At 72.2% G+C, this 22,150-nt stretch carries 19 protein-coding genes and 1 pseudogene; 11 read left to right on the top strand and 9 right to left on the bottom strand.

Going from position 1 to position 22,150, the window contains the following annotated elements; genetic code table 11:
• Nucleotides 1-16 precede the first annotated feature (16 nt).
• Together CP980_RS02750 and CP980_RS02755 are read left to right on the top strand one after the other, a co-directional pair.
• The gene (locus CP980_RS02750) at nt 17-1,252 is read left to right on the top strand and encodes an alkaline phosphatase family protein (protein WP_150492500.1); all 1,236 of its coding nucleotides are present in this window, start codon (nt 17-19) and stop codon (nt 1,250-1,252) included.
• 440 nt (nt 1,253-1,692) lie between these two features.
• Complete coding sequence (locus tag CP980_RS02755; RefSeq protein WP_132753675.1) at nt 1,693-2,466, top strand: CAP domain-containing protein; 774 nt, start codon at nt 1,693-1,695, stop codon at nt 2,464-2,466.
• On the opposite strand, the gene CP980_RS02760 is transcribed toward CP980_RS02755, so the two are convergent.
• The 3 genes and pseudogenes from CP980_RS02760 to CP980_RS02770 all read right to left on the bottom strand — a co-directional run bounded on the left by CP980_RS02760 (nt 2,463) and on the right by CP980_RS02770 (nt 4,535).
• Nucleotides 2,463-3,704: an ROK family transcriptional regulator gene (locus tag CP980_RS02760; protein ID WP_150492501.1), complete on the bottom strand. Its 1,242-nt coding sequence runs from the start codon at nt 3,702-3,704 to the stop codon at nt 2,463-2,465. The genes CP980_RS02755 and CP980_RS02760 overlap by 4 nt on opposite strands.
• Before the next feature lie 127 nt (nt 3,705-3,831).
• Nucleotides 3,832-4,095, bottom strand: a pseudogene (locus tag CP980_RS02765) (AraC family transcriptional regulator); the annotation flags it as partial.
• Nucleotides 4,096-4,124: 29 nt separating this feature from the next.
• The gene (locus tag CP980_RS02770) at nt 4,125-4,535 is read right to left on the bottom strand and encodes a VOC family protein (protein WP_099896091.1); all 411 of its coding nucleotides are present in this window, start codon (nt 4,533-4,535) and stop codon (nt 4,125-4,127) included.
• A gap of 391 nt (nt 4,536-4,926) precedes the next feature.
• On the opposite strand from CP980_RS02770, the gene CP980_RS02775 reads away from it, so the two are divergent.
• The 4 genes from CP980_RS02775 to CP980_RS02790 all read left to right on the top strand — a co-directional run bounded on the left by CP980_RS02775 (nt 4,927) and on the right by CP980_RS02790 (nt 10,642).
• A complete protein-coding gene (locus tag CP980_RS02775) occupies nt 4,927-5,751 on the top strand; it encodes a response regulator transcription factor (protein WP_373312796.1) in 825 nt (274 codons plus the stop codon).
• 5 nt (nt 5,752-5,756) lie between these two features.
• On the top strand, nt 5,757-7,070 hold the full coding sequence (locus CP980_RS02780) for a sensor histidine kinase (protein WP_229906882.1): 1,314 nt from the start codon (nt 5,757-5,759) through the stop codon (nt 7,068-7,070).
• Between the two features lie 162 nt (nt 7,071-7,232).
• Entirely contained in the window at nt 7,233-7,976 is a 744-nt protein-coding gene (locus tag CP980_RS02785) for an ABC transporter ATP-binding protein (protein ID WP_150530092.1), read from the top strand.
• A 104-nt stretch (nt 7,977-8,080) separates the two neighbouring features.
• Complete coding sequence (locus CP980_RS02790; protein ID WP_150492502.1) at nt 8,081-10,642, top strand: ABC transporter permease; 2,562 nt, start codon at nt 8,081-8,083, stop codon at nt 10,640-10,642.
• A 79-nt stretch (nt 10,643-10,721) separates the two neighbouring features.
• Here the strand turns inward: CP980_RS02790 and CP980_RS02795 are convergent, their stop codons facing one another.
• The 4 genes from CP980_RS02795 to CP980_RS02810 form a co-directional block, all read right to left on the bottom strand.
• Nucleotides 10,722-11,939 carry a cytochrome P450 gene (locus tag CP980_RS02795; RefSeq protein ID WP_280116471.1) on the bottom strand — a complete coding sequence of 406 codons (1,218 nt, stop codon included), beginning with the start codon at nt 11,937-11,939 and terminating at the stop codon, nt 10,722-10,724.
• Nucleotides 11,936-12,652, bottom strand: coding sequence for a cyclodityrosine synthase (locus tag CP980_RS02800; protein ID WP_150492503.1), 717 nt, complete (start codon nt 12,650-12,652; stop codon nt 11,936-11,938). The genes CP980_RS02795 and CP980_RS02800 overlap by 4 nt, the downstream gene beginning before the upstream one ends.
• Nucleotides 12,653-12,910: 258 nt before the next feature.
• Complete coding sequence (locus CP980_RS02805; protein ID WP_150492504.1) at nt 12,911-13,165, bottom strand: hypothetical protein; 255 nt, start codon at nt 13,163-13,165, stop codon at nt 12,911-12,913.
• 100 nt (nt 13,166-13,265) lie between these two features.
• The gene (locus CP980_RS02810) at nt 13,266-13,739 is read right to left on the bottom strand and encodes a DUF6328 family protein (protein ID WP_132753686.1); all 474 of its coding nucleotides are present in this window, start codon (nt 13,737-13,739) and stop codon (nt 13,266-13,268) included.
• 275 nt (nt 13,740-14,014) lie between these two features.
• Here CP980_RS02810 and CP980_RS02815 point away from each other — a divergent pair, with 275 nt between their 5' ends.
• The 4 genes from CP980_RS02815 (at nt 14,015) to CP980_RS02830 (ending at nt 16,761) form a co-directional block, all read left to right on the top strand.
• Nucleotides 14,015-14,578, top strand: a complete 564-nt coding sequence (locus CP980_RS02815; RefSeq protein WP_150492505.1) for a type 1 glutamine amidotransferase domain-containing protein — start codon at nt 14,015-14,017, stop codon at nt 14,576-14,578.
• A gap of 60 nt (nt 14,579-14,638) precedes the next feature.
• A complete protein-coding gene (locus CP980_RS02820) occupies nt 14,639-15,181 on the top strand; it encodes a hypothetical protein (protein ID WP_150492506.1) in 543 nt (180 codons plus the stop codon).
• 1 nt (nt 15,182) lies between these two features.
• Complete coding sequence (locus CP980_RS02825) at nt 15,183-15,695, top strand: hypothetical protein (protein WP_229906880.1); 513 nt, start codon at nt 15,183-15,185, stop codon at nt 15,693-15,695.
• Nucleotides 15,696-15,765: 70 nt separating this feature from the next.
• Nucleotides 15,766-16,761: a cation diffusion facilitator family transporter gene (locus CP980_RS02830; protein WP_150492507.1), complete on the top strand. Its 996-nt coding sequence runs from the start codon at nt 15,766-15,768 to the stop codon at nt 16,759-16,761.
• A 105-nt stretch (nt 16,762-16,866) separates the two neighbouring features.
• On the opposite strand, the gene CP980_RS02835 is transcribed toward CP980_RS02830, so the two are convergent.
• Entirely contained in the window at nt 16,867-17,142 is a 276-nt protein-coding gene (locus tag CP980_RS02835) for an isoamylase early set domain-containing protein (RefSeq protein WP_132753694.1), read from the bottom strand.
• 258 nt (nt 17,143-17,400) lie between these two features.
• Here CP980_RS02835 and katG point away from each other — a divergent pair, with 258 nt between their 5' ends.
• The gene (gene katG / locus CP980_RS02840; protein ID WP_150492508.1) at nt 17,401-19,590 is read left to right on the top strand and encodes a catalase/peroxidase HPI; all 2,190 of its coding nucleotides are present in this window, start codon (nt 17,401-17,403) and stop codon (nt 19,588-19,590) included.
• A 42-nt stretch (nt 19,591-19,632) separates the two neighbouring features.
• Here the strand turns inward: katG and CP980_RS02845 are convergent, their stop codons facing one another.
• Nucleotides 19,633-22,047, bottom strand: coding sequence for a SpoIIE family protein phosphatase (locus tag CP980_RS02845; protein WP_308439326.1), 2,415 nt, complete (start codon nt 22,045-22,047; stop codon nt 19,633-19,635).
• Between the last annotated feature and the right edge of the window lie 103 nt (nt 22,048-22,150).

Genomic DNA, 22,150 nt, shown 5'->3' on the forward strand with positions numbered 1-22,150 from the left:
CCAGGAGGAACCGCTCATGCCCTCACCCATGGCCGCCACGAGACGCAGGGCCCGCCGGTCCGCGCTGGTGGCCGCGCTCGGCTCGCTCTGCCTGCTGGGCGCGTTCACCGTGGCCCGTTCGCAGGCGGCCGAGACGGATCCGGCGAGCGCGCGGACGGCCGCGGCCGCCGCGTTGCCCACGTACGACCACGTGGTGGTCGTCGTCTACGAGAACAAGCAGTACGGCGAGATCATCGGCAGCGCGAACGCCCCGTACGTCAACCAGCTCGCGAACGGCGGCGCGAGCCTGACCGGCATGAAGGCGCTGACCCACCCCAGCCAGCCGAACTACTTCAACCTCTTCTCCGGCGCCACCCAGGGCATCACCGGCGACGGCTGCTACACCCCGCAGTCGATGAGCGCGGCCAACCTCGGCCAGGAGCTGATCGCGGCCGGGAAGACCTTCGCGACGTACAACGAGGACCTGCCGGCCGAGGGGTCCACGGCCTGCACCAACGGCCAGTACGCGCAGAAGCACAACTCGTGGTTCGCCTTCAAGAACGTACCGCTGAACACCGGGAAGACCTGGGCCCAGTTCCCCCGGAACGACTTCGCGGCGCTGCCGAACCTGTCCTTCGTCGTACCGAACCAGTGCAACGACATGCACTCGTGCTCGGTGAACACGGGGGACACGTGGACGAAGAACAACCTGGACGCCTACGCGCAGTGGGCGAAGGCCAACAACAGCCTGCTGGTGCTCACCTGGGACGAGGACAACTACCTCGGCTCCAACCAGATCGCCACGGTGTTCTACGGGGCGAAGGTGAAGACCGGCAAGTACGCCACCGCCTTCAACCACCACCACCTGCTGCGCACCTTCGAGGACCTGTTCGGCACGGCGACGCACGCGGGCAACGCGGCGAACGTCCAGCCGATCACCGAGGTCTTCGACGGCTCCCCGACCCCGACACCTACCCCGACACCCACACCCACACCCACACCCACACCCGGTGATCTGAAACTCACCGACCCCGGACCCCGGACCTGCAAGTTCAACCAGACCTGCACCATCCAACTCACCACCACCGGAGGCAAACCCGCCATCCGCTACACCGCCACCGGACTCCCCCTCGGACTCACCATCGACACCAACACCGGCCGCATCACCGGCAAACCCTGGGCCACCGGAACCGTCCAGATCACCGCCACCGCCACCGACACCACCCCCACCACCGCCACCACCACCTTCCCCCTCACCATCAACTGGTTCTGATCGGCGGCAGGGGGCGGGCGCACACCGCCCGCCCCCACGGCCCCGCTTGGTTCCACGCGAAACAGTGACATGCATCACCACGCCACAACTGATCACGGAAGCATTACGTCCGCTCCCCTCTCGCCGACATGTCGATATTTGTCCCACTCGAATCGACATTCTCCTCTTCGCCCGACATGGGCGTGTCAAGGACGAGTGCCGTCTGCGGCAACTGGCCACGTCACAGCGGTGTCTGAGGGAGGGTCCCGATCTCACGCGGTCGGCCGACCACCCGGTCAGCACGACTGTCCGCCCTTTTCAAGCCCGGTGCCCGGCTCTGCCCCGCCGCCCGGCGGCGAGACTTGCCAGCCCGTTCCGGGGCTTCTAAGAATGGCGGCCCGGCCCCCGCGCTCCAGCAGCTCAGGCGCAGGACGCATCGCAGAAACCACGTGAGGTCACGCATGCACAAGCACCGCAAGAAGACGCGCTACAAGAAAATAACCATCGCCGCCGTCACCCTGGGCCTCGTGGGCATACCCACGGCCGCCATGGCATGCCTGCACACGAACGAGGCGGGCGGGGTGAAGGCCGGCGGCAGGCACGGCATGCGCCCCTCCCACACCGCACCCTCCCCCACCGAGTCGATCCAGACGGTGGCGGACCCGGCGCAGGTCCCGCTCCCCGCCGAGACCGCGACGGCCACGCCCGCCGCGCCGACCTCGCAGGCCCCGGAGCCGACCGAGCCGGCCGCCGAGCCGACGCGGCAGCCGACCGCGACGAAGCCGGTGCGCCCGGCCCCGGCCAAGCCGAAGGCTCCGCCCACCGCGCAGCAGCCGACCGCCCCGACCGGTGGGGCCTCCGGCCCCGCGGCCGAGGTCGTGGCCCTCGTGAACCAGGAGCGGGCCAAGGTCGGCTGCTCGGCGCTCACCGTCAATCCGAACCTGACGGCCGCCGCGCTGAACCACAGCCAGGACATGGCCGCCCACTCCACCATGTCGCACACCGGCTCCGACGGTTCGGACCCGGGCGAGCGCATCACCCGCAGCGGCTTCAGCTGGACGACGTACGGCGAGAACGTCGCGTACGGCTACAGCACGCCCGAGCAGGTCATGACGGGCTGGATGAACAGCCCCGGGCACCGCGAGAACATCCTCAACTGTGCCTTCAAGGAGATCGGCGTCGGCCTCGCGCAGCCGAACTCCTACTGGACCCAGGACTTCGGTACGGCCCGCTAGCGGGAGGTGTCGAACACCTCGTCCCGCGTCGTGGCCAGGGCACATTCCAGTGCACCGCGCAGGACGGGGTGTTCGTGGATGTCGCCGAGGACCAGCGGCGGCTGGCAGGCGGAGAGTTCGGCGAGCTCCGCCTCGACCAGGGCCCGCAGGGGCTCGCCGCCCGCGAGGAACACCCCGCCGGCGAGGACCACCAGCTCGGGGTCGAGGACGCCGGCGATCGAGGACAGGCCGGTGGCGACCCTGGTCGCGAACTCCCGCAGCACCTCGCGGTACGGGCCCTCGGCTTCGGTCGACGCCCGCCGGAGGATGGCCGTGGCCTCCTCCAGCACGGGATCGGCCGCACCGCGGCGTGCCGCGCCCGCGCGGGACCCGGCGCCGTCCGCGACGCGGTCGATCCCCAGCCTGCGCGCCATCTCGGGCACCGTCTGGCAGCCCGCGAGGTCCTGGTACCCGCCGGTCTGGGCCACTTCGGGGTTGCGTACCAGCGGTGTGCCGGGCACGGGCATGAACCCGACCTCGCCGGCCCCGCCCGTGCGCCCGCGGTACAGGCGGCCGCCGAACATCATGGCGCCGCCGATGCCCTCCTCGTTCCAGAGCAGGAAGAAGTCCTCGTACCCGCGGGCCGCTCCGGTGCGCCCCTCGGCGATGGCGACGAGGTTGACGTCGTTCTCGCAGTCGACGGGCATCGGGAGCCCGGCCGCGAGCTCCCGCAGCAGGGTCGGCGACTGCCAGCCCGGCAGATGGCTGGGATAGCGCAGCCGGCCCTCGCGGTGGTCGAAGGCCAGCGGGGCTCCGACGACGACCCGGTGGATGTCGTCGGAGGTGAGCCGGGCCGCCCGCGCGGCCCCGTCGACGGCCGCGATCACCTGGTCGGCCTCGTCGCCGCGCAGCTCGGGGTCGGTGAGTTCGTACGTGCCGATGGTCCGCCCGGAGAGGTCCGCGACCGCCGTCCGGATCAGCCCGGGTGTCACGTCGAGCCCGGCCACGTACGCGGCCGCCGGGTTGAGGGTGTACAGCAGACCGGCCGGTCCGGGGTGCCCGGCGGAGGTGCCCGCGGCCACGACGAGGCCGGACTCCTCCAGACGGGCCAGCATCTGGGAGGCCGTCGGCTTGGACAGGCCGGACAGCCGGGAGATCTGGGCGCGCGACAGCGGTCCCCGCTCCAGCAGGAGCTCCAGGGCGGCCCGGTCGTTCAAGGTGCGCAGGACCCGGGGTACGCCGGGCACTCGGTTGATCACACGTACCCCTGGTCGTATGTCAGAAGATCTTGCCGGCCATAGTACCGGGGGCGAGCTGCGTGAACGGGCGGTCGGCCGACCCGGCGGCCGTCCCGCGTCAGCGTGCGGCCCCCGTGCCGGCGGCCGGGACTGCGAGGTCGCGCCGGCGCAGCGGCATGGCGGCGCGCTCGATGCGCCGCGCCATCAGATAGTCGTACGGCGACTGCCCGTACGCGAGCCGGAACTGGCGGCTGAGCTGCCTGGCCGCCATGCCCGCGTCGCGCGCGAGCGCCTCGACGTCCAGCGGCTGCGCGTACTCCCGGTCGATCCGGTCGCGGACGCGGCGCAGCCGGGCGAAGTCCTTCAAGCGCTGCGCCTCGGTGCGTGCGCGGCCCCACGCGGGATTGCACATACGAGCCCCCCTCTGCTCGGCGTGACGTCTCAGCGGAGTTCTTGGATGCGGATCAGGTTGCCCGCGGGGTCGCGGAAGGCGCAGTCGCGGATGCCGTACGGCTGCTCGGTCGGCTCCTGGACGACCTCGGCGTCGCCGGCCCGGACCTTCTCGAAGGTGGCGTCGAGGTTCCGGGTGGCCAGCAGGATCCAGCCGTACGTGCCCTTGGCCATCATCTCGGCGATGGTGCGGCGCTCGTCCTCGGTGATGCCGGGATCGGCGGCGGGGGGCGCGAGGAGGATGGACGTGCCGGGCTGGCCGACGGGGCCGACCGTGATCCAGCGCATCTTGCCCTGGCCGACGTCGCTGCGGACCTCGAACCCGAGGACGTCGCGGTAGAAGGCCAGCGCGGCCTCCGGATCGTCATGCGGAAGGGAGGCCGTGTGAATGGTGATGTCCATGAACACACGGTAGTTGGGGTGGTTGCCCCGCGCTTCTCCATTCCTGATGGCGCGACGGTCACTGTCCGACGGTGTTCATCAGGATGATCGCCGCGAGGTCGGCCAGGATGACGAAGAGGATGCCGAAGATCATCATCCAGGCCCGGCGCGATTCGTCCACGCGTTCCAGTCAAGCCCCACGGCCCCGGAGCGGCAACCAGAGCGCCCGCGGAACGGGGTTTGTATCCGTCGCGTATCAGGGGGCGCTTGGTCTTCCATCGAAGCGGGCGGCCGGGCCGGCGGCGCCCCCGCCGCGCCCGCCACCTGCCGTATCGTTCCTTTTCGGATCCTTTCCGGTTCCTTTTCGGGCCGCCCGTCGCCCCTCTCCGTCCGCCCTCCAGGAGTCGTCCCCGTGTCCTCGTCCACCCCCGCCCCGGCCTCCGTGCGCCCCGTGCGCGTGCTGCTGGTGGAGGACGACGAGCTGATGCGCCGGTCCTTCACCGTGGCCCTCGAACGCTACGGCTACCGGGTGAAAGCCGCGGCCGACGGCCTCACCGGGCTGGAGCTCTTCCGTGACGGGGGCGGGAACGACGGGGGCGGGAACGGGGGCGGGATCGGGGACAGGAACGGGCACGGGGACGAGCACGCCCCGGGCGACGAGGGCTTCGACCTGCTGATCCTGGACGTGATGCTGCCCGGCCTGGACGGCATCGGCCTGTGCCGCAGGGTCCGGGAGACCAGCCTGGTCCCGATCCTGATGATGTCCGCCCGCGGTGACGGGCTCGACATCGTCGCCGGTCTGGAGGCGGGGGCCGACGACTACGTCGTCAAGCCCGTGGACACCTACGTCCTCGTCGCCCGCATCCGCTCGCTGCTGCGCCGCGCGACGTACGCGCCCTCGGCAGGGGGAGCCGGGCCCGCCGCCGAGGAGGGGCCGACCCCTTCCGGGGGCGACCTGCTGGTCTTCGGGGACCTGACCCTCGACACCGGCGGCCTGGAGGTCTTCGTCTCCGGAAGCCCGGTGGCTCTGACCCCGACCGAGCTGAAGCTGCTGCTGGAGTTCGCCGCCCACCCGGGCGTCGTACTGGAGCGGCACACCCTGTTGCGCAACGTCTGGGACTACGGCTGGGACGGCGACAGCCGGGTCGTCGACCTGTGCGTGCAGCGACTGCGCCGCAAGCTCGGCCGGGACCGGATCGAGACCGTCCGCGGCTTCGGCTACAAGCTCAGGCGCTGAGTCCGGTGCGCCCCTGCCACCGCCTGCCCTGGCCGGACCGCGTCTCCCTGCGCTGGAAGATCGCCGCGCTGGCCGCGGCCACCGCCTGCCTGGTCGCGGCGGCCGTCGGCGTGCTCGTCCACCTGTGGACCGCGAGCGACATCCGCAGCCGCGCCCAGATGCGCGCCTTCAACGGCGTCTACTCGGCCGTGGACACCTACCGGCGCACCGGGGCGCTGGCGGACGGCGCCGCACTCGATCCCGCCGGCCTGCCCGGCGTACTGCGCGAGCCGGCCGACGAGAAGCGGCACACGGCCTACGACGGGCGGATCGAGGACAACGTCGGACCGAGCGTCTGGGGTGTCCAGCGGGTCGCCGGGCCGGGCAGCCCGGTGCTCGCGGTCCAGATCAACATGAGCCCGGAGCTCCACGATCTGCGCCGGCTCGACATGAGCATGGCCGTCGCCTCGCTGGTCTCGCTCGCCGCGGCCGTACCGCTGGCGGCCTACGGGGCCGGGCTGCTGGGCCGCCGACTGCGGCGGGTCTCCGAGACCGCGGGCCGGATCTCCGCCGGCGACCTGGACGCCCGTACCGGGCCCACCAAGGGAGGCGACGAGGTGGCCGAGATCGCCGCCACCGTCGACCTCATGGCGGACAGCCTCGGCCGGCGGCTGCGGACCGAGCGCCGGTTCACCGCGGACGTGGCCCACGAGCTGCGCACCCCGGTCGGCGGGCTGCTGGCCGCCACCGATCTGCTGCCGGCCGGCGAGACGGAGGACCTGGTCCGCGCCCGCGTACGCGATCTGCGCGGCCTGGTGGAGGACCTGCTGGAGATCTCCCGGCTGGACGCGGGCGCGGAGCATCCGGTCCGGGCGCACGTGCCGCTCGGCGCGGTCGTCCGCGAGGCCGTGGCGCGCACCGGATTCGACGCGTCGGTCACCGTGGCCGGTGCCCGGGACACGGCGGCGGCCCGGCGGGCCGAAGCCGGCGAGAGCGCCGAACCCACCGAACCCGGCGAGACCGTCGAGACCGATCCGCGCCGCCTCGAACGGATCGTCGGCAACCTCGTGGTCAACGCCCACCGGCACGGGGACGCTCCCGTCGAGGTCACCGTCGAGGGCCGTACCGTCGTCGTACGCGACCACGGCCCCGGCTTCCCCCCGGACCTGCTGCTCGAAGGCCCGCGCCGCTTCCACACCGGCGCGGCGGAGCGCGGCTCGGGCCACGGCCTGGGCCTGACCATCGCCCTGGGCCAGGCCCGGGTCCTGGGCGCCGAGCTGCGCCTGGACAACGCCCCGGACGGCGGCGCGGTCGCCACCCTGCGCCTGCCCCCGTCCTGACGGGGCCGGCCCGCACGACCGATACGAAACGACGCGGCGGCCGATACACGGCGGCCCCGGACCCGATACACGTCCCGGACACCCTTCGAAGTGCATCCACCCGCACCCGAAGAGGAGTCCCCCGTGACCGCCGCCCCCTTTGACCCCCTCGCGCCGCGCCCCATGACCGGGTTCGCGGCCTCCACCAGCGAACTGTCGAAGGTCTACGGCAGCGGCGACACCCGCGTCGTCGCCCTGGACCGGGTCAGCGTCTCCTTCCGGGAGGGCGAGTTCACCGCGATCATGGGACCTTCCGGCTGCGGCAAGTCCACGCTGATGCACTGCGCCGCCGGGCTGGACCCGGTCAGCTCCGGTTCCGTACGGATCGGTACGACCGAACTCAGCACCCTCGACGACCGGCAGCTCACGGAACTGCGCCGCGACCGGATCGGCTTCATCTTCCAGGCGTTCAACCTGCTGCCGACGCTGACCGCGCTGGAGAACATCACGCTGCCGCTGAGCATCGCCGGCCGCTGGCCCGACCAGCAGTGGCTGGACCGCGTGGTCTCCATGGTCGGTCTCTCCCAGCGCCTCGGCCACCGGCCCGGACAGCTGTCCGGCGGGCAGCAGCAGCGCGTGGCGGTGGCCCGCGCCCTGGCCTCCCGGCCCGCGATCATCTTCGGCGACGAGCCCACCGGCAACCTCGACTCCCGCGCCGGGGCGGAGGTCCTCGGCTTCCTGCGCGACTCGGTGCGCGAGCTCGGTCAGACGGTGGTCATGGTGACCCACGACCCCGTCGCCGCGGGCTACGCGGACCGCGTGGTCTTCCTCTCCGACGGCCGGCTGGTCGACGAGATGTCCCGTCCCACCCCGGACCGGGTGCTGGACCGGATGAAGGCGTTCGACGCCCGCGCCCGCACCAGCTGACCCCGGCCGGCTTCCCCGGAACCCCGGGATCCCCCCGGGCTCCCCGGGCTCCCCGGGCTCCCGCCTCCCTCCCCCTCGTACGCCCACGTCCCCGAAAGCTGCCCATGCTGAGAACAGCCCTCCGCAACGTCCTGGCGAACAAGGCCCGTCTGGCCATGACCGTCCTCGCGGTCTGCCTGGGTGTCGCGTTCGTCTGCGGCACCCTCGTCTTCGCGGAGTCCTCCGCGGCGGCCTACCGCGCCGCCGCGTCGAAGGACTTCGCGGGCATCGCGGTCACCGTCACCCCGAAGTCCGCCCCGCCCGGTGCCCCCGGGGAGGAGGCCGCAGTCCTCGACGACGCGCTCGTACGGAAGCTGGCCGGGGTACCCGGCGTCGCCGCCGCGCGGCCCGCGGCCGACGGCTCGGCCACCTTGAACGGCGCGGACGGTCGTCCGCTGCGGGCCGGCAAGGCATGGGCGAACCTCGGCGCCGCCTACGTACCGGGCCAGGACGGCGCGGACGCCCGGTATCCGCTGGCCGAGGGCCGCGCCCCGCGCGGCGCCGACGAACTCGCCGTGGACAGCGGCACCGCCGCGGCCGGCCGGTTCAAGATCGGCGACACGGTCACGCTGGCCACCGACGGCCCCGTGCTGAAGAAGCGACTCGTGGGCATCGTCAGGACCGCGGACTCGCGGGTCACCGCCGGCGGCACCCTCGCCGTGTTCGACAGGGCGACCGCCCAGGCGCTGTACGCGTCACCCGGCCGGTACACGTCGATCGACGTGTCCGCCGAGCCCGGTACCGACGCGTTCGAGCTGGCCGGACGGATCACGGCCCTGCTCCCGGCCGACCGGGCCGAGGCCGTCACGGGCACCGCGCAGGCGACCCAGCAGGCCATTTACACCGACACGCTGACCCGCGGTTACCAGAAGATGCCGATGGTCTTCGCCGGGGTCTCGCTGTTCATCGGCTCCTTCCTCATCGTCAACACCTTCACCATGCTCGTCGCCCGGCGCACCCGGGAGATCGCGCTGCTGCGCGCCATCGGCGCCTCGCGCCGCCAGGTGGTCCGCTCCGTCCTCTGGGAGGCGGTCGTCATCGGACTGGTCTCGTCGGCGGCCGGCTTCGTGCTCGGCCTCGGCATCGCGTCCGTCCTGCCCGGCCTGCTGAGCACCGCTCAGGACCGACTGCCCGACGGTCCCCTGGTGATCGGCCCGGTCCCCGTCATGGCGGCGCTCGGCGTGGGCGTCGGCATCACGGTGCTCTCCGCCTGGCTGCCCTCCCGCAGGGCGGCGAAGGTCGCGCCCATCGAGGCGCTGCGCGCCTGCGAGCAGCCTCCCACCGCGACCGCTTCACGGGTGCGCGGGCTCGTGGGGCTGGTCCTGCTCGCCGCAGGCGGGGGGCTGCTGGTCTCGCTCACGGGGGCGAAGGACGCCTCGGAGGAGAACCTGCAGAACGCGATGTTCGGCTGCGCCCTCCTCGTCGTCGCCCTGATCGTGCTGGCGCCCCTGCTCGCCGTCCCCGTGATCCGGCTGACCGGCCGGCTGACCGGCCGCTTCGGGATCACCGGGCGCCTCGCCCGGGAGAACGCCCTGCGCGACCCGCGGCGCACCGCTGCCACCGCCTCCGCCCTGATCGTCAGTACAGCCCTGGTCGCCGGGCTCGCCGTCATCGGCAACTCCACCGGGCAGGCCCTGGACCGGCAGGCCGCGGCCGGTCTCGCCGCCGATTACGTGATCGGCAGCCGCAGCACCATGACCGCCCTCGACCCGGGCACGGAGAAGCGGGTGGCCGCCACGGTCGGGGTGCGGACGGCGGCCGGTGTGGCCGACTCCACCGTCTTCACCGGCGGCGGTGTCCGCGCGATCGCCGGCGTCGACCCCGCCACGGTCGGCGAGGTCATGAAGCTCGATTTCGTCAGCGGCTCCCTGAAGGACCTGGGGCCGGGCCGGATCGCCCTCTCCGCCGGCGCCGCGCGGGAGCAGGGCGTGAGGGCGGGCAGCCAGGTCAAGGCCCGCATCGGCCGGAACCAGGAGTTCACGCAGTACACCGTCGTCGGCGTCTACGCGGACAATCCCACCGCCGGGGACGTGCTGGGCTCGCGTGCCGACGTACAGCGGGACGCCTTCCTGCCCGGCTCCGTCCAGCGGATCCTCGTACGGGCCGACGGCGCCGCGGTCTCGAAGACCACCGAGGACCGGCTGCGCGCCGCCGCGGGCAACAGTCCGCTGGTGCGGGTGAAGGACCGGCAGGCCCTGGTCGACGAGGCCGCGGGCTCCCTGGCCGGCCTGCTGACCCTGATGTACGGTCTGCTCGCCATCGGTACGGTGATCTCGCTGCTCGGCATCGTCAACACCCTGGCCATGTCGGTCGCGGACCGCACCCGGGAGATCGGCGTCCTGCGCGCCGTCGGCATGGACCGGGCCGGGATCCGGCGGATGATCCGCCTGGAGTCGGTGACGGTCGCGGCCTTCGGCACGCTGCTGGGGCTGGTGGGCGGGCTGTCCGGTGCCTGGGGCGTCGGCTCGCTGACCAACGGCGCCATGAAGGAGTACTCCCTGTCGCCGCCCTGGGGGACGCTGCTCCTCGTGTGCCTGGTCTCCCTGACGATCGGCGTGCTCGCGGCCGCCGTACCCGCCCGCCGCGCGGCCGCCCTGAGCCCTTTGGAGGCCGTGGCGCAGAGGTGACGCAGGGACGCGGACGCCGCTGAGGGCCGGGTTGGTCGGACCCGGCCCTCAGCGTCTCGTACTCATTCCCCCTGCGGCCTCACCAGAGCACGGGCAGGCGCTCCGGGATCCGCTTCATGAACCCCGTGCGCCAGACGAGTTGCTCGATCGGCACGGCCAGGTCCAGGCCGGGCAGCCGTTCCAGGAGCACCTCGATGGCGATCTGTGCGTGCCGCTTGCCGAGGGCGGTGGCCGGGCAGTAGTGGCCGCCGCCGCCGAACGACAGGTGCGCGTTCGGGTTCGGCCGGTCGAGACGTACGGTGTGCGGGTCCTCGAACTCGGCGGGGTCGTGGTTCGCCGCCTCGACCAGGACGAGGACCAGCTCCCCCTTCTGCACGGTGACGTCGCCGAGCTGCATGGTCTCGGTGGCGATACGGGGCAGTCCGTCGGCGATCGACAGGTTGATGCGCAGCAACTCGTCGACGGCGGCGGGGATGAGCGCCGGGTCGGCGATCAACCGCGCCTTGAGCTCCGGGTGCTGGATCAGCGAGACGAGGGCCATGGTCAGGAACCCCATGACGCTGATGACGCCCGCGCCGAACATGGTGACGCCCACGGTGGCGAGCATCTCGTCGGTCAGGTGCGCGTAGTCGAAGTCCTCGCGCAGGGCGGCGAGTTCGGCCATGAGACCGGTGGTCTCCTGGTCGTTGAGCCGGTCGATCATGTGGGCCATGTCGCGGTCCCAGTTGATGCCCGCCGCGGGGATGGTGCGCGGGCTGTTCATGAACGCGACGTGCAGCGAGCGGTAGAGGTCGGGGCCGTCGCTCTGGGGGATGCCGAGGATGTGACAGTGGAGCCCGGTGGAGTACGGGACGGTGAACTCGCGGCGCAGGTCGCCCGGTATCCCGGTGGTGACGAGCTGGTCGACGAGGGCGTGTGCGTGGCCGGTCAGCCACGCCTCCAGCCCGGGGGCCTTCGGGTTGAGGGCCTTCATCACGGCCTTGCGGAGTCCTGCGCCCGTGATGTTCCCCATGTTGTTGACCACCTCCGGGGGGATGGTCAGCGCGTACTGACGGGGAGCGCCCTCGGCGGAGGTGTCCTTGAGGGAGAACCGGGGGTCGTCGAGCACCTGCCTGCACAGTGGATAGGAGGACACCAGCCAGGCCGGTGCCCCGGCAATGGTGCGGACCTTCTTGACCGGCTCGTGGGTGAGGAGGTGGGCGAGCTCGTCGGGCAGCCGCGTGCCGTTGGCGTCGAACGGGAACCGGGTGAGCTCGTCGGCCATGGCCGCCGTGGTGGGTTCGATGGTGCTGGTCATGCGCGGCGGTCCTGTTCTTCGCGTTCTTCGGCGGGGGTGATGACGGCGTGACCCTGATTGCGCGAGGCGCGCAGTCCCCAGCCCCGTGCGTACAGCAGCTCGGCCAACGGCAGTGCCTGGTGGTAGCAGTTGAGCGAGGAGGAGACCCCGAGGATGGCCGGGGTGTCGAGGAACAGCGGCACTTCGGCGCACACGTACTTGATGCACACCTCGCGCTGCAGCTCGGTCGGCGGTTGTCCGCCCAGCTTGTCGGTGAGGAACCGGGCCGCGAGCTGGTCGCAGACCTCGCGGAACTCGGGGTCGTCGGCCATGAGGACGTCGAGCCCGGAGCGGATGCGCTGGTAGGCGGGGAGCTCCAGGAGTGCGGACATGGGGCGGCCGCGCAGCCGCTCCCCCTCGGGGTCGAGGGCGGCGACGGCGGAGGTGACCTTGGCGCGGACGCCGCGGAGGTTCTTCACCGCCTTGCGCTGCGCTTCGACTTCGGGGTAGCCGAGTGCCACGAACATCTCGGCGACGTGCATGTCGGTCCAGATGAGGTCGACCTGCCGGAAGTGGTCGAGCCCCCACCGGGCCAGTTCGAGCACCCGGTCGTGGGTGAAGTAGGAGTTGCCGGACGAGATGCCGATGACGGCATGGTCTCCCTCGTCGTGGATGACCTGGCAGTGAGGCGTATAGGGACGGACGGCGAAGATGCCTTGAATGGCAGTCGTCAACGTGAGTAATTCCCCTGCGCCACGAGTCCCGCAGGGCCGTGTGCCCTGGGTGTGGCGGCGCGGAGCTGACGCTACCGAGAACGGAGCTGATGATCCAGAGCTACCGACCGGTTACTCTACGGATTTATGCCGCACAACCTGTGTGATCGTACGATCTAGACCCTCGGAAGAGTCGCCAAGGGCCCGGACCCACCCCGCGGCAAGGAGTACTCACCCGTGCTCCCGACACCCGGGCCTGCCCAAGATGTCCGCCGGCTGTCACGTACCGGGGATCTCGCGGACCGGTCCCGGGCCCTTCTTCGGCGCCCCTCCCACCCGGTCGAGGCGGCTGGCCTCGTCCGTGTCCGCCGCCCGGATCGCGTGCGGATCCTTGTCGGCCCCGGTCTTGTCGGCCCGGGTCCTGTCCGTCCTGCTCTTGTCGGCCCCGGTGCGTTCGGCGTGCGGGGCGCGACGCCGTTCCTTGTCGTCGTGACCGTGCAGGGGAACGCCTCCTGCGCCGCCTTGGTCTTCCATGGCGTGTCCCTCCTTGATGACGGGTGGGAAATGTGGTCCTTCCCCCACCCGCCGGGCGCCTGCCCGGCCGCGGACGGGGAAAACCCGCCTGCCCGGCACTTCAGCCGTCCTTGGCTTTCCCGCGCAGGAGCATGGTCGGCATGATCAGCCAGCAGACCACGAACCAGGCCGTGACGCATGCCGTCACCGGCCAGGCGATCCAGTGCGAGGTGGCGACCCTCAGCAGGAGCAGCACCGAGAAGGTGACCGTCAGTGCGAGCAGCACGATGCCGATGGAGACGAGGTGGCCCGCCGCCCGGACCAGTTGCGGTTTGAGGTGGTGCCCGGCCAGCAGCTGGTGGTAGGCCACCGGGGCGATCATGGTCCCGGTCGCCAGGGCGCCGAGCGCCACCGTCACGACGTACAGGCCCCGGTCGAAGGGGCCCAGCTGGGCGAAGCGGGGCGTGAAGGCGACGCTGAGCAGGAATCCGAAGAGGATCTGGGCACCCGTCTGGGCGACGCGGACCTCTTGGAGCGTCTCGTTCCAGCGGCGGTCGGCCCGTTCGTCCGGGGTCTCGTCCCGATCGTCCGGCATGGGCGCGGACCTCCTCCGCATGGGGACACGGTCCGGTGCGGATACCCGCGACCGGGTGGGTCAATCTCGGTTCCGTTCCGTCCGCCGCACGACGTCCGTTCCCCGACCCTACGGCGGCGCCGGGCCCACCGCGCGGCGGCGGCGGGGCCATTCGGCCCCGTCCCCGCCCGCCCGGGCAGGAGGGCGCGGCGCTGATTGAGACGCCCCCGTCCGGGCAGGCGCCGTTGGTACCCGAACCACCGACCCACACACCCGACCGAAGGAGGGGGCACCCGATGCGCATCGCCTTCCTCACGGCGTCCGAGGGCGTCGAGGAGATCGAACTGACCCGGCCCTGGCAGGCCGTGCTCGACGCCGGATGGAATCCGCGGCTCGTGTCCACCGAGCCCGGCCGCGTCCGCGCGTTCCGGCACTTCGACAAGGGTGACACCTTTGCCGTGGACCACGTCCTGGCGGGTGACACCGCGGAGGCCTTCGACGCGCTCGTACTGCCCGGCGGCGTCGCCAACCCCGACGCCCTGCGCATGAACGAGCTGGCCGTCGGCTTCGCCGGCGACTTCTTCGCGGCGGGCAAACCCGTCGCCGCGATCTGCCACGCCCCCTGGACGCTGGTCGAGGCGGACGTCGTGCGCGGCCGGACCCTCACCTCCTGGCCCAGCCTCAAGACCGACATCCGCAACGCGGGCGGCACGTGGGTGGACGAGGAGGTGCGGGTCTGCCACGCGGAGCCCGCCACGCTGATCACGAGCCGCAAGCCGGACGACCTCGACGCCTTCTGCGGCGCGTTCGTCCGGGAGTTCGCCGCCTCCGGCGCCCGAGCCGGCTCCGGTCGAGGCTGACGCACCCGCGAGTGGGCACCCGCCCACCACACCGACGAGCCCCCGGGCAGGAGGCCCACCATGTCAACAGGGACACTGATCGCCATCATCGTGCCCGTGGCGATCGTACTCATCGCACTCGCGGTCGGACTGGGGATGATGGCGCGACGGCGGCGCTTGCAGGACCGCTTCGGACCCGAGTACGACCGCGCCGTCGAGCAGGAGGGCGGCCGGCTGGCCGCCGAACGGGAGCTGCGCGCCCGCGAGGAGCACCACGCCGAGCTCGACATCAAGGAGCTCCCGGAGGATCGGCGCCGCGCGTACGCCCAGGACTGGAGCGAGGTGCAGGAGCGCTTCGTGGACCGCCCCGAAGGGTCGGTGACGCAGGCCGACGAGCTGGTGTCGCGGCTGATGAAGGAGCGGGGCTACCCCACAGCGGCGTTCGACGAGAACGTCCGCGACCTCTCGGTGAGCCACGCGGACACGCTCCAGCACTACCGCGCGGCGCACTCGGTGAAGGTGCGCAGTACCGACGGACAAGCGACGACGGAGGAGCTCCGGGGGGCGATGGTGCACTACCGCGCCCTGTTCGACGAACTGCTGAGCGACCGAGGAGGTCGATGACATGAGCGACGCCATGCGCCGCAACGGCGAATTCGATGACCGCGCCGGGGGCGAGGAGCGCCCGGGCGACAGCGCACTGAGCACGCAGGACCTGGCGGACCCGGGCCGGGGGCAGGACACGGCGGTCTACCCCGGCGAGGCCACGGCCGACATGACGGCGGCGGGGGACGGGGACCGCTCCGCCCGGGACGAGGGCGGGGGAGACGGCAAGGCCGCGGAGCGGGACGCACTCGACGAGGGCGGGGACCAGTCCCTGCTCGACAGCAAGGAGGCGGAGGAGTACCGCACGACGTGGCGCGAGATCCAGGGCCGGTTCGTGGACGACCCGCAGGAGGCGGTGCGCTCCGCGGACACCCTGGTCGCCGAGGTGATGCAGACGCTCGCCCGTTCGTTCGCCGACCACAAGCAGACGCTGGTGGACCAGTGGGGCCGCGGCGAGGAGGTGGCGACGGAGGATCTGAGGCTCGCGCTCCAGCGCTACCGCTCGTTCTTCAACCGTCTGCTGAAGACCTGACCCCGTCAGCTCTTGGCACGGCCCGGCCGGACGCCGCTTACCCGGCCGGGCCGTGGGCAGGCGTGTGAGTATGGCCGACTCCCGCACACGTTCCGCACGGAAACAGGACAGCGAGACCCGCCTCACGGTGTGGGTGGCCCTCGCGGCCAATCTCGTCATCTGCGTCGCCAAGGGCTTCGGCGGCATCATCGCCGGCTCCCCCGCGCTGCTGTCCGAGGCGGCCCACTCCGTGGCCGACAGCATGAACGAGGTGTTCCTGCTGGCCTCGGTCAAACGGAGCCGTCGTCCGGCCGACCGGCGCCACCCCTTCGGGTACGGCAAGGAGCGCTTCTTCTGGTCCCTGCTCGCAGCCGTCGGCATCTTCGTCACCGGAGGCTGCTTCTCGGTGTTCCAGGGCATCGAGGCGTTCCGTGAGGGCGGTTCCGAGTCCCACGAGGGGTACCTGATCGGCTTCGTCGTGCTCTTCGTGGCGCTGCTCGCCGAGGGCGCCTCGCTGCTCCGCGCCGTCCGCCAGGTCCGCGGGGCGGCCGCCGCCGCCGACCACGGCATGGCCGAGGAGATCCGGGCGGGCCGGGACCCGGCCCTGCGGACGGTCCTCGCGGAGGACGCCACGGCCTGCGCGGGCGTACTGCTGGCCATGGCGGGGATGGGCCTGCACCTGGCGACCGGGCAGGTGGCGTACGAGGCGTCCGCCTCCGTCCTGATCGGCGTCCTGCTCGTCTACGTGGCGTACACGCTGGGCAAGGGGGCGCGGGCGCAGCTGATCGGCGAGGCGGCAGATCCCGGGATGCAGCAGGCGGTGCGCGAGCTCCTGCGGCAGCAGCCGGAGATCGATTCGGTCACCTCGCTGCTGACGATGCGCCTGAGCCCGGACTCGTCGCTGCTGGCCGCGAGCATCGACCTGACGCCCGGGTACGACAGCGAGACCGTCGAGGACGCCATGGTCCGCATCAAGAAGGAGCTGCAGAGGCGCTGGCCCGAACTGGACCGGGTGTTCCTCGACGTCACGGACGCCGCGGCGGCGCGCCGCGCGAGCGCCCAGGGCCAGGGTGCGGCGGGCGCCTGACCGCCTGCAGACCTGAACCCGCTGCCGGCGGCCGGCCCGGTCCCGGCCCGCGGGCCCGTCACCCGATGCGGCGGGCCCGGGGCGGGGAGGTGTACGGAGGCGGGTTCAGGTCTGCAGGCGGCAGTTGGCGCCGTCGTGGCCGTCGGCGGCCTCGTCGTTGAACCAGTAGTCGCCCGCCGCGAGGTAGCGGAAGGAGTGGGTGACCTTCGCGGGGAGCGCGACCGTCACCGCGCGCGTGCCGTCGGGGCGGGGTTCGAGGACGTGGGAGCCGGGCTGCCAGTCGTTGAACGTCCCCACCACGCTGACCGGTCCGGGCGGGTCCCCGTCGGGCAGGACGAACGTGACCTCGGTGGCGTTCTTTCGACGCTGTCTTTCGAGCACGGACAACAGCTCCTTCTCAGGGTCGGGAGGGGGCCATCCTGGCGGTCCGGCCCGCCGCCGCACCGCGACCCGCCGCAGCGCGCGGAGCATCACCCGTCCGGGCCGATCGCGTTGATCCGAAAAACCGCCTTTTCCCGAATTCGGCAGAGGCCGGGAGAGTTCTGCGTGTTCTCGTGGCAGCGTGCTCCGCGGTGCGCGACCATACGGACGCCCCGCAGTCAGCCGAGGAATCCACACGAGACAGGAAGAAGGGCGCACGTGTCCGGAAGCGAAAGCGAGAACCCAGCAATCCCCTCCCCGACCCCCGCGCCGAATCGCCCCCGGACGAATCGGGACTGGTGGCCGAATCAGCTGGACCTCCAGGTCCTCCACCAGCACTCGCCCCTGGCGAATCCGATGGGTGAGGACTTCGACTACGCGAAGGAATTCGCGACCCTCGACGTGGAAGCCCTGAAGCGGGACGTCTTCGAGCTGATGACGGCCTCCCAGGACTGGTGGCCCGCCGACTACGGCCACTACGGGCCGCTCTTCATCCGGATGAGCTGGCACGCGGCGGGCACGTACCGCATCGCGGACGGCCGGGGTGGCGGCGGCGCCGGCGCCCAGCGCTTCGCCCCGCTCAACAGCTGGCCGGACAACGCGAGTCTGGACAAGGCGCGCCGTCTGCTCTGGCCGGTCAAGCAGAAGTACGGATCGAAGATCTCCTGGGCCGATCTGCTGATTTTCACGGGTAACTGCGCCATCGAATCCATGGGGCTCAAGACCTTCGGATTCGGTTTCGGCCGCCAGGACATCTGGGAACCGGAGGAGATCTTCTGGGGATCCGAGGACACCTGGCTCGGAGACGAGCGCTACAGCGGCGACCGGAACCTGGCCAATCCTCTGGGCGCCGTCCAGATGGGGCTCATCTACGTCAATCCGGAGGGCCCGAACGGAAATCCGGATCCGGTGGCGGCGGCCCGGGACATTCGCGACACGTTCGCGCGCATGGCGATGAACGACGAGGAGACGCTCGCACTCATCATCGGCGGCCACACCTTCGGGAAATGCCACGGCGCGGTCGATCCCTCCTACATCGGCCCGGAACCCGAGGCTGCCCCCATCGAGCAGCAGGGGCTCGGCTGGAAGAACGCGTACGGCAGCGGATCGGGCGTCCACGCGCTCACCAGCGGGCTCGAAGGCGCGTGGACCACCAAGCCGACGACGTGGGACAACGGGTACCTCGACAACCTGTTCGGGTACGAGTGGGAGCTGACGACGAGCCCCGCCGGGGCCAAGCAGTGGACCCCCACGGACCCCGCGGCCCGGGACACGGTGCCCGACGCCCACGACCCGTCCAAGCGGCACGCCCCGATGATGCTGACGACGGACCTCGCGCTGAAGATGGACCCGGTCTACGCCCCCATCGCGAAGAGCTTCCACGAGAACCCGGACAAGCTCGCGACGGCTTTCGCGAAGGCCTGGTACAAGCTGCTGCACCGCGATATGGGGCCCTTGTCGCGCTACCTCGGCCCGTGGGTCGCGGAACCGCAGCTGTGGCAGGACCCGGTTCCGGCGGTCGATCACCCCTTGGTCTCGGACGCGGACGTCGCCTCCCTCAAGGAACGGATCCTGGCCTCCGGGCTGTCCGTCCCCCAGCTGGTCACCACCGCCTGGGCCGCGGCGGCCAGCTTCCGCGGCACCGACAAGCGCGGTGGGGCGAACGGGGCGCGGATCCGGCTCGCGCCGCAGCGGGACTGGGAGAGCAACGCCCTGCCCGAGGTGACCGGGACGGTGGAGGCGCTCGACCGGATCCGGCAGGAGTTCAACGAATCGGCGGCCGGCGGCGCGAAGGTCTCGCTCGCCGACCTGATCGTCCTGGGCGGCTGCGCCGCCGTCGAGCGGGCCGCGAAGAACGCGGGGCGCGACATCACGGTCCCGTTCTCACCGGGTCGTACGGACGCCTCGCAGGAGCAGACCGACGCGGACTCGTTCGCCGTGCTCGAACCCCGGGCCGACGCGTTCCGCAACTACCTCCAGGAGGGCGAGAAGCTGGCCCCGGAGACCCTCATGCTGGACCGCGCCAACATGCTGACCCTCACCGCCCCCGAGATGACCGTCCTGATCGGCGGCATGCGGGCCCTGGGCACCGGATTCGGCGGATCCCGGCACGGTGAGTTCACGGACCGGCCCCAGACGCTGACGAACGACTTCTTCGTCAACCTGCTCGACATGGGCACGGAGTGGAAGGCCTCGGTCTCGGACGAGAACGTCTTCGAGGGCCGCGATCACTCCTCGGGTGAGGTCAAGTGGACGGCCACCGCCGTCGACCTCGTCTTCGGCTCGCACTCGCAGCTGCGCGCCCTCGCGGAGGTCTACGCGGCCCAGGACGCACAGGAGAAGTTCGTGCGCGACTTCGTCTCCGCGTGGGACAAGGTGATGAACCTGGACCGGTTCGACCTCCGCTGAGTCCGGGCCCGGCCCCGCCCCCGGCCGCCGGGGGCGGGGCCGTCAGCACTGCGGTACGCGGATGTCCAGGACGCACACGTCGTCCCGCCCGGCGGGCCGCAGTTCGGCCAGGAGCCGCGCGAGCGGCTCCTGGCTCCCCCCGCCCATGGCCTCGGCGGCGGCCTCGGCGAGCCGCCCGAGTCCGCGGTCCATGCTCTCCTCCGGCACCTCGATCAGCCCGTCCGTGTACAGGAGCAGGTGATCGCCGGGCTCCAGCTCCAGCGTCTCCTGCGCGTACCTGGAGTCGGCGGACGCTCCGAGCAGGATTCCCTCCGGCTGGGGCAGGAAGCGCGCCTCGCCGCCGCGGACCAGCAGGGGCGGCGGGTGTCCCGCCCGCACCCAGGCCAGACGCCGCTCCGCCGGCCAGTAGCGGGCCATGATCATGGTGGCCGTGGCGGCGGACGAGACGCCGGCGGCGGTGTGCAGGAGCAGCGTGTTGAGGCGGGCCATGGCGTCCGGCAGCGCCGAGCCGGTGATGATCATGCCCTTGGCGGTGAACCGCAGCTGGGCCATGGTCCCGACGGCGTCCAGCCCATGGCCCGCGACGTCTCCGACGACGAACAGGGCGCTGCCGTCGGGGAGTTCGATGGCGCTGTACCAGTCGCCTCCGACGTTCACCCCGCTGTCGGAGGGCATGTACGCGATGTCGACGCGCAGCCCCACCAGTTCGATCGACTGCTCGGGGACCGGCAGCAGCGCGTGCTGGAGCCGGGCGGCGATGGCCCGTTCGGCCTTGAGCACGCCCCGCTGGACGAGGACGGCCCGCTCGCTCTCCCGCAGGGCGAGCTCCGCGTCCCGCTGCTGCGAGAGGTCCTGGAAGAAGCCGTGCACCTCCACGGGGGTGCCGAAGGCGTCCGTCTCGGCTTCCGCGACGATGCGCAGGTGGCGCACGCCGCCGGCGGTGGTGATGCGGAAGGGCTGGTCGATCGGGGCCCCCTCGCCGAGCAGCCGCCGCACGGCCTCGGCGAGCGCCGGCAGGTCGTCCGGTACGAGGTGGCGCGGGAGCTCCTCCAGGGTCATGGGACCCTGCTCGGGCGGCCGGTCGAAGATCGCGTACACCTGTTCGGACCAGTTGATCGTGTCCGTGATCAGGTTCCAGTCCGCCCAGCCGAGGTTGCCCAGGCGCTGCACCGCGGCGAGGCGGCTCGCCTCGCGCACCCCGGCGTCGTGGCGGATCCAGGAGACGACCAGCCGCCCGGCCAGCCGTGTCGCCCGTACGGAGTAGCGGGAGGTCTCGGGGACGCCTGCCACCACTTCGCGGTACGAGAACGGCTCGCCCTCGTAGGCGCTCCCGGTCTCCAGGGCGTCGAGGTAGCCGTGCCACAGGGGCGTGCCCGCGACGGTGGGATAGGTCTCCAGGACGCGCCGGCCCACGAGTTCCTTGCCGCGGCGGCCCGCCACGTCCACCGACTCCGGAGCGGCGGCCTCGATCCGGTAGTCCTCCACCTCGCCCGTCGGCGAGCGCAGCGGCGAGAGGAGGATCGCCGCGCCGGACAGGACGTCGAAGATCTTCTGGACCGCGGCCACCTGCTCGTCCGCGGGACCGTCCGCGTGGCGCTCCAGGACGCGCAGGGACCCCCCGCACAGCCGTACGGCCTGGACCAGCAGCGCCCGGTGGGCCGCGTCGAAGGGGTCGGGGACGCTCCGGAGGAACCCGATGGCCCCGCTGACGCGTTCCTCGCCGGGGACGGGGAGCCAGGCGCGGGTGGGCCAGCGGTGGGGCGGTCCGATGAGCCGGTAGTCCTCCGCGTCCCGCTCCGGGTCCTGAAGCCAGCGCGGCTCGCCCGAGGCGATCACCTCCACGGCGGCGACGCCGCTCATCGGGGGGACGTCCTGCCACTGCGCGGCGAGCACCGCGTCGATCCCGGCGTGCCCGATGAGCCCCAGCCGCCCCGCCTCGTCCAGCCTGTAGATCATCACGCCTTCCACCCCGAGCGGGACGCGGAGCGCCGCGCGCAGGATCCCGGCGGTGTCCTGCGGGCTCCGGGCGCCCGCCAGGGAAGCCGCCAGGCCGGCCAGGAGCCCGTGCCAGGGGGCGTCACCGCGGGTGGCGGCAGGGCGGCCGGGTCCGGAGACCGGTCCGGCGCCCGGGGGCGGGTCGCCGCCCACCGTCGGGGGCGGGGCGGGCGCCGCCTTCGCGGGGCGGGGCCGGGACCGCATACCGCCCAGGACGATCCAGCACTCCTCCATGAGGGTCCGGCCCCGCAGGTCGGCCGCCGCGGCCAGGGCCTCGTGGGCCTCGTCCGCGGTCAGGCCGTCCCGCGCCATCAGCACGCCCTTGGCGCGCTCCACCACCGCGGTCGTCGCGGCGAGACCTTCCAGCTCCGCCAGCTCGGCCCGCAGCCGCGCCACGACCTTGGCCAGGGCCAGTACCTCGGGCGAGGCGTCGTCCGCGCCGGCCATTGGATCCGTCTTCACGCTTCGAGCATGGCATGGAGCGGCCACCCCGGGCTGCCCCGTGCACAGAACGCCCTCATCCCGGGCCCGGCCGGCACGGGCCGGCCGGCGCCGGGGCGCGGTT

This window comes from Streptomyces vinaceus (assembly GCF_008704935.1).
In the GTDB taxonomy this organism is placed as follows: Bacteria; Actinomycetota; Actinomycetes; order Streptomycetales; family Streptomycetaceae; genus Streptomyces; species Streptomyces vinaceus.

Excerpts from the sequence above, each read along its gene's own strand:
- CP980_RS02795 (WP_280116471.1), bottom strand. The coding sequence starts at position 11,939 with ATGACCAGCACCATCGAACCCACCACGGCGGCCATGGCCGACGAGCTC.
- CP980_RS02770 (WP_099896091.1), bottom strand. The coding sequence starts at position 4,535 with ATGGACATCACCATTCACACGGCCTCCCTTCCGCATGACGATCCGGAG.
- CP980_RS02785 (WP_150530092.1), top strand. The coding sequence starts at position 7,233 with ATGACCGGGTTCGCGGCCTCCACCAGCGAACTGTCGAAGGTCTACGGC.
- CP980_RS02750 (WP_150492500.1), top strand. The coding sequence starts at position 17 with ATGCCCTCACCCATGGCCGCCACGAGACGCAGGGCCCGCCGGTCCGCG.
- CP980_RS02815 (WP_150492505.1), top strand. The coding sequence starts at position 14,015 with ATGCGCATCGCCTTCCTCACGGCGTCCGAGGGCGTCGAGGAGATCGAA.
- CP980_RS02810 (WP_132753686.1), bottom strand. The coding sequence starts at position 13,739 with ATGCCGGACGATCGGGACGAGACCCCGGACGAACGGGCCGACCGCCGC.
- CP980_RS02755 (WP_132753675.1), top strand. The coding sequence starts at position 1,693 with ATGCACAAGCACCGCAAGAAGACGCGCTACAAGAAAATAACCATCGCC.
- CP980_RS02825 (WP_229906880.1), top strand. The coding sequence starts at position 15,183 with ATGAGCGACGCCATGCGCCGCAACGGCGAATTCGATGACCGCGCCGGG.
- CP980_RS02820 (WP_150492506.1), top strand. The coding sequence starts at position 14,639 with ATGTCAACAGGGACACTGATCGCCATCATCGTGCCCGTGGCGATCGTA.
- CP980_RS02805 (WP_150492504.1), bottom strand. The coding sequence starts at position 13,165 with ATGGAAGACCAAGGCGGCGCAGGAGGCGTTCCCCTGCACGGTCACGAC.
- CP980_RS02830 (WP_150492507.1), top strand. The coding sequence starts at position 15,766 with ATGGCCGACTCCCGCACACGTTCCGCACGGAAACAGGACAGCGAGACC.
- CP980_RS02790 (WP_150492502.1), top strand. The coding sequence starts at position 8,081 with ATGCTGAGAACAGCCCTCCGCAACGTCCTGGCGAACAAGGCCCGTCTG.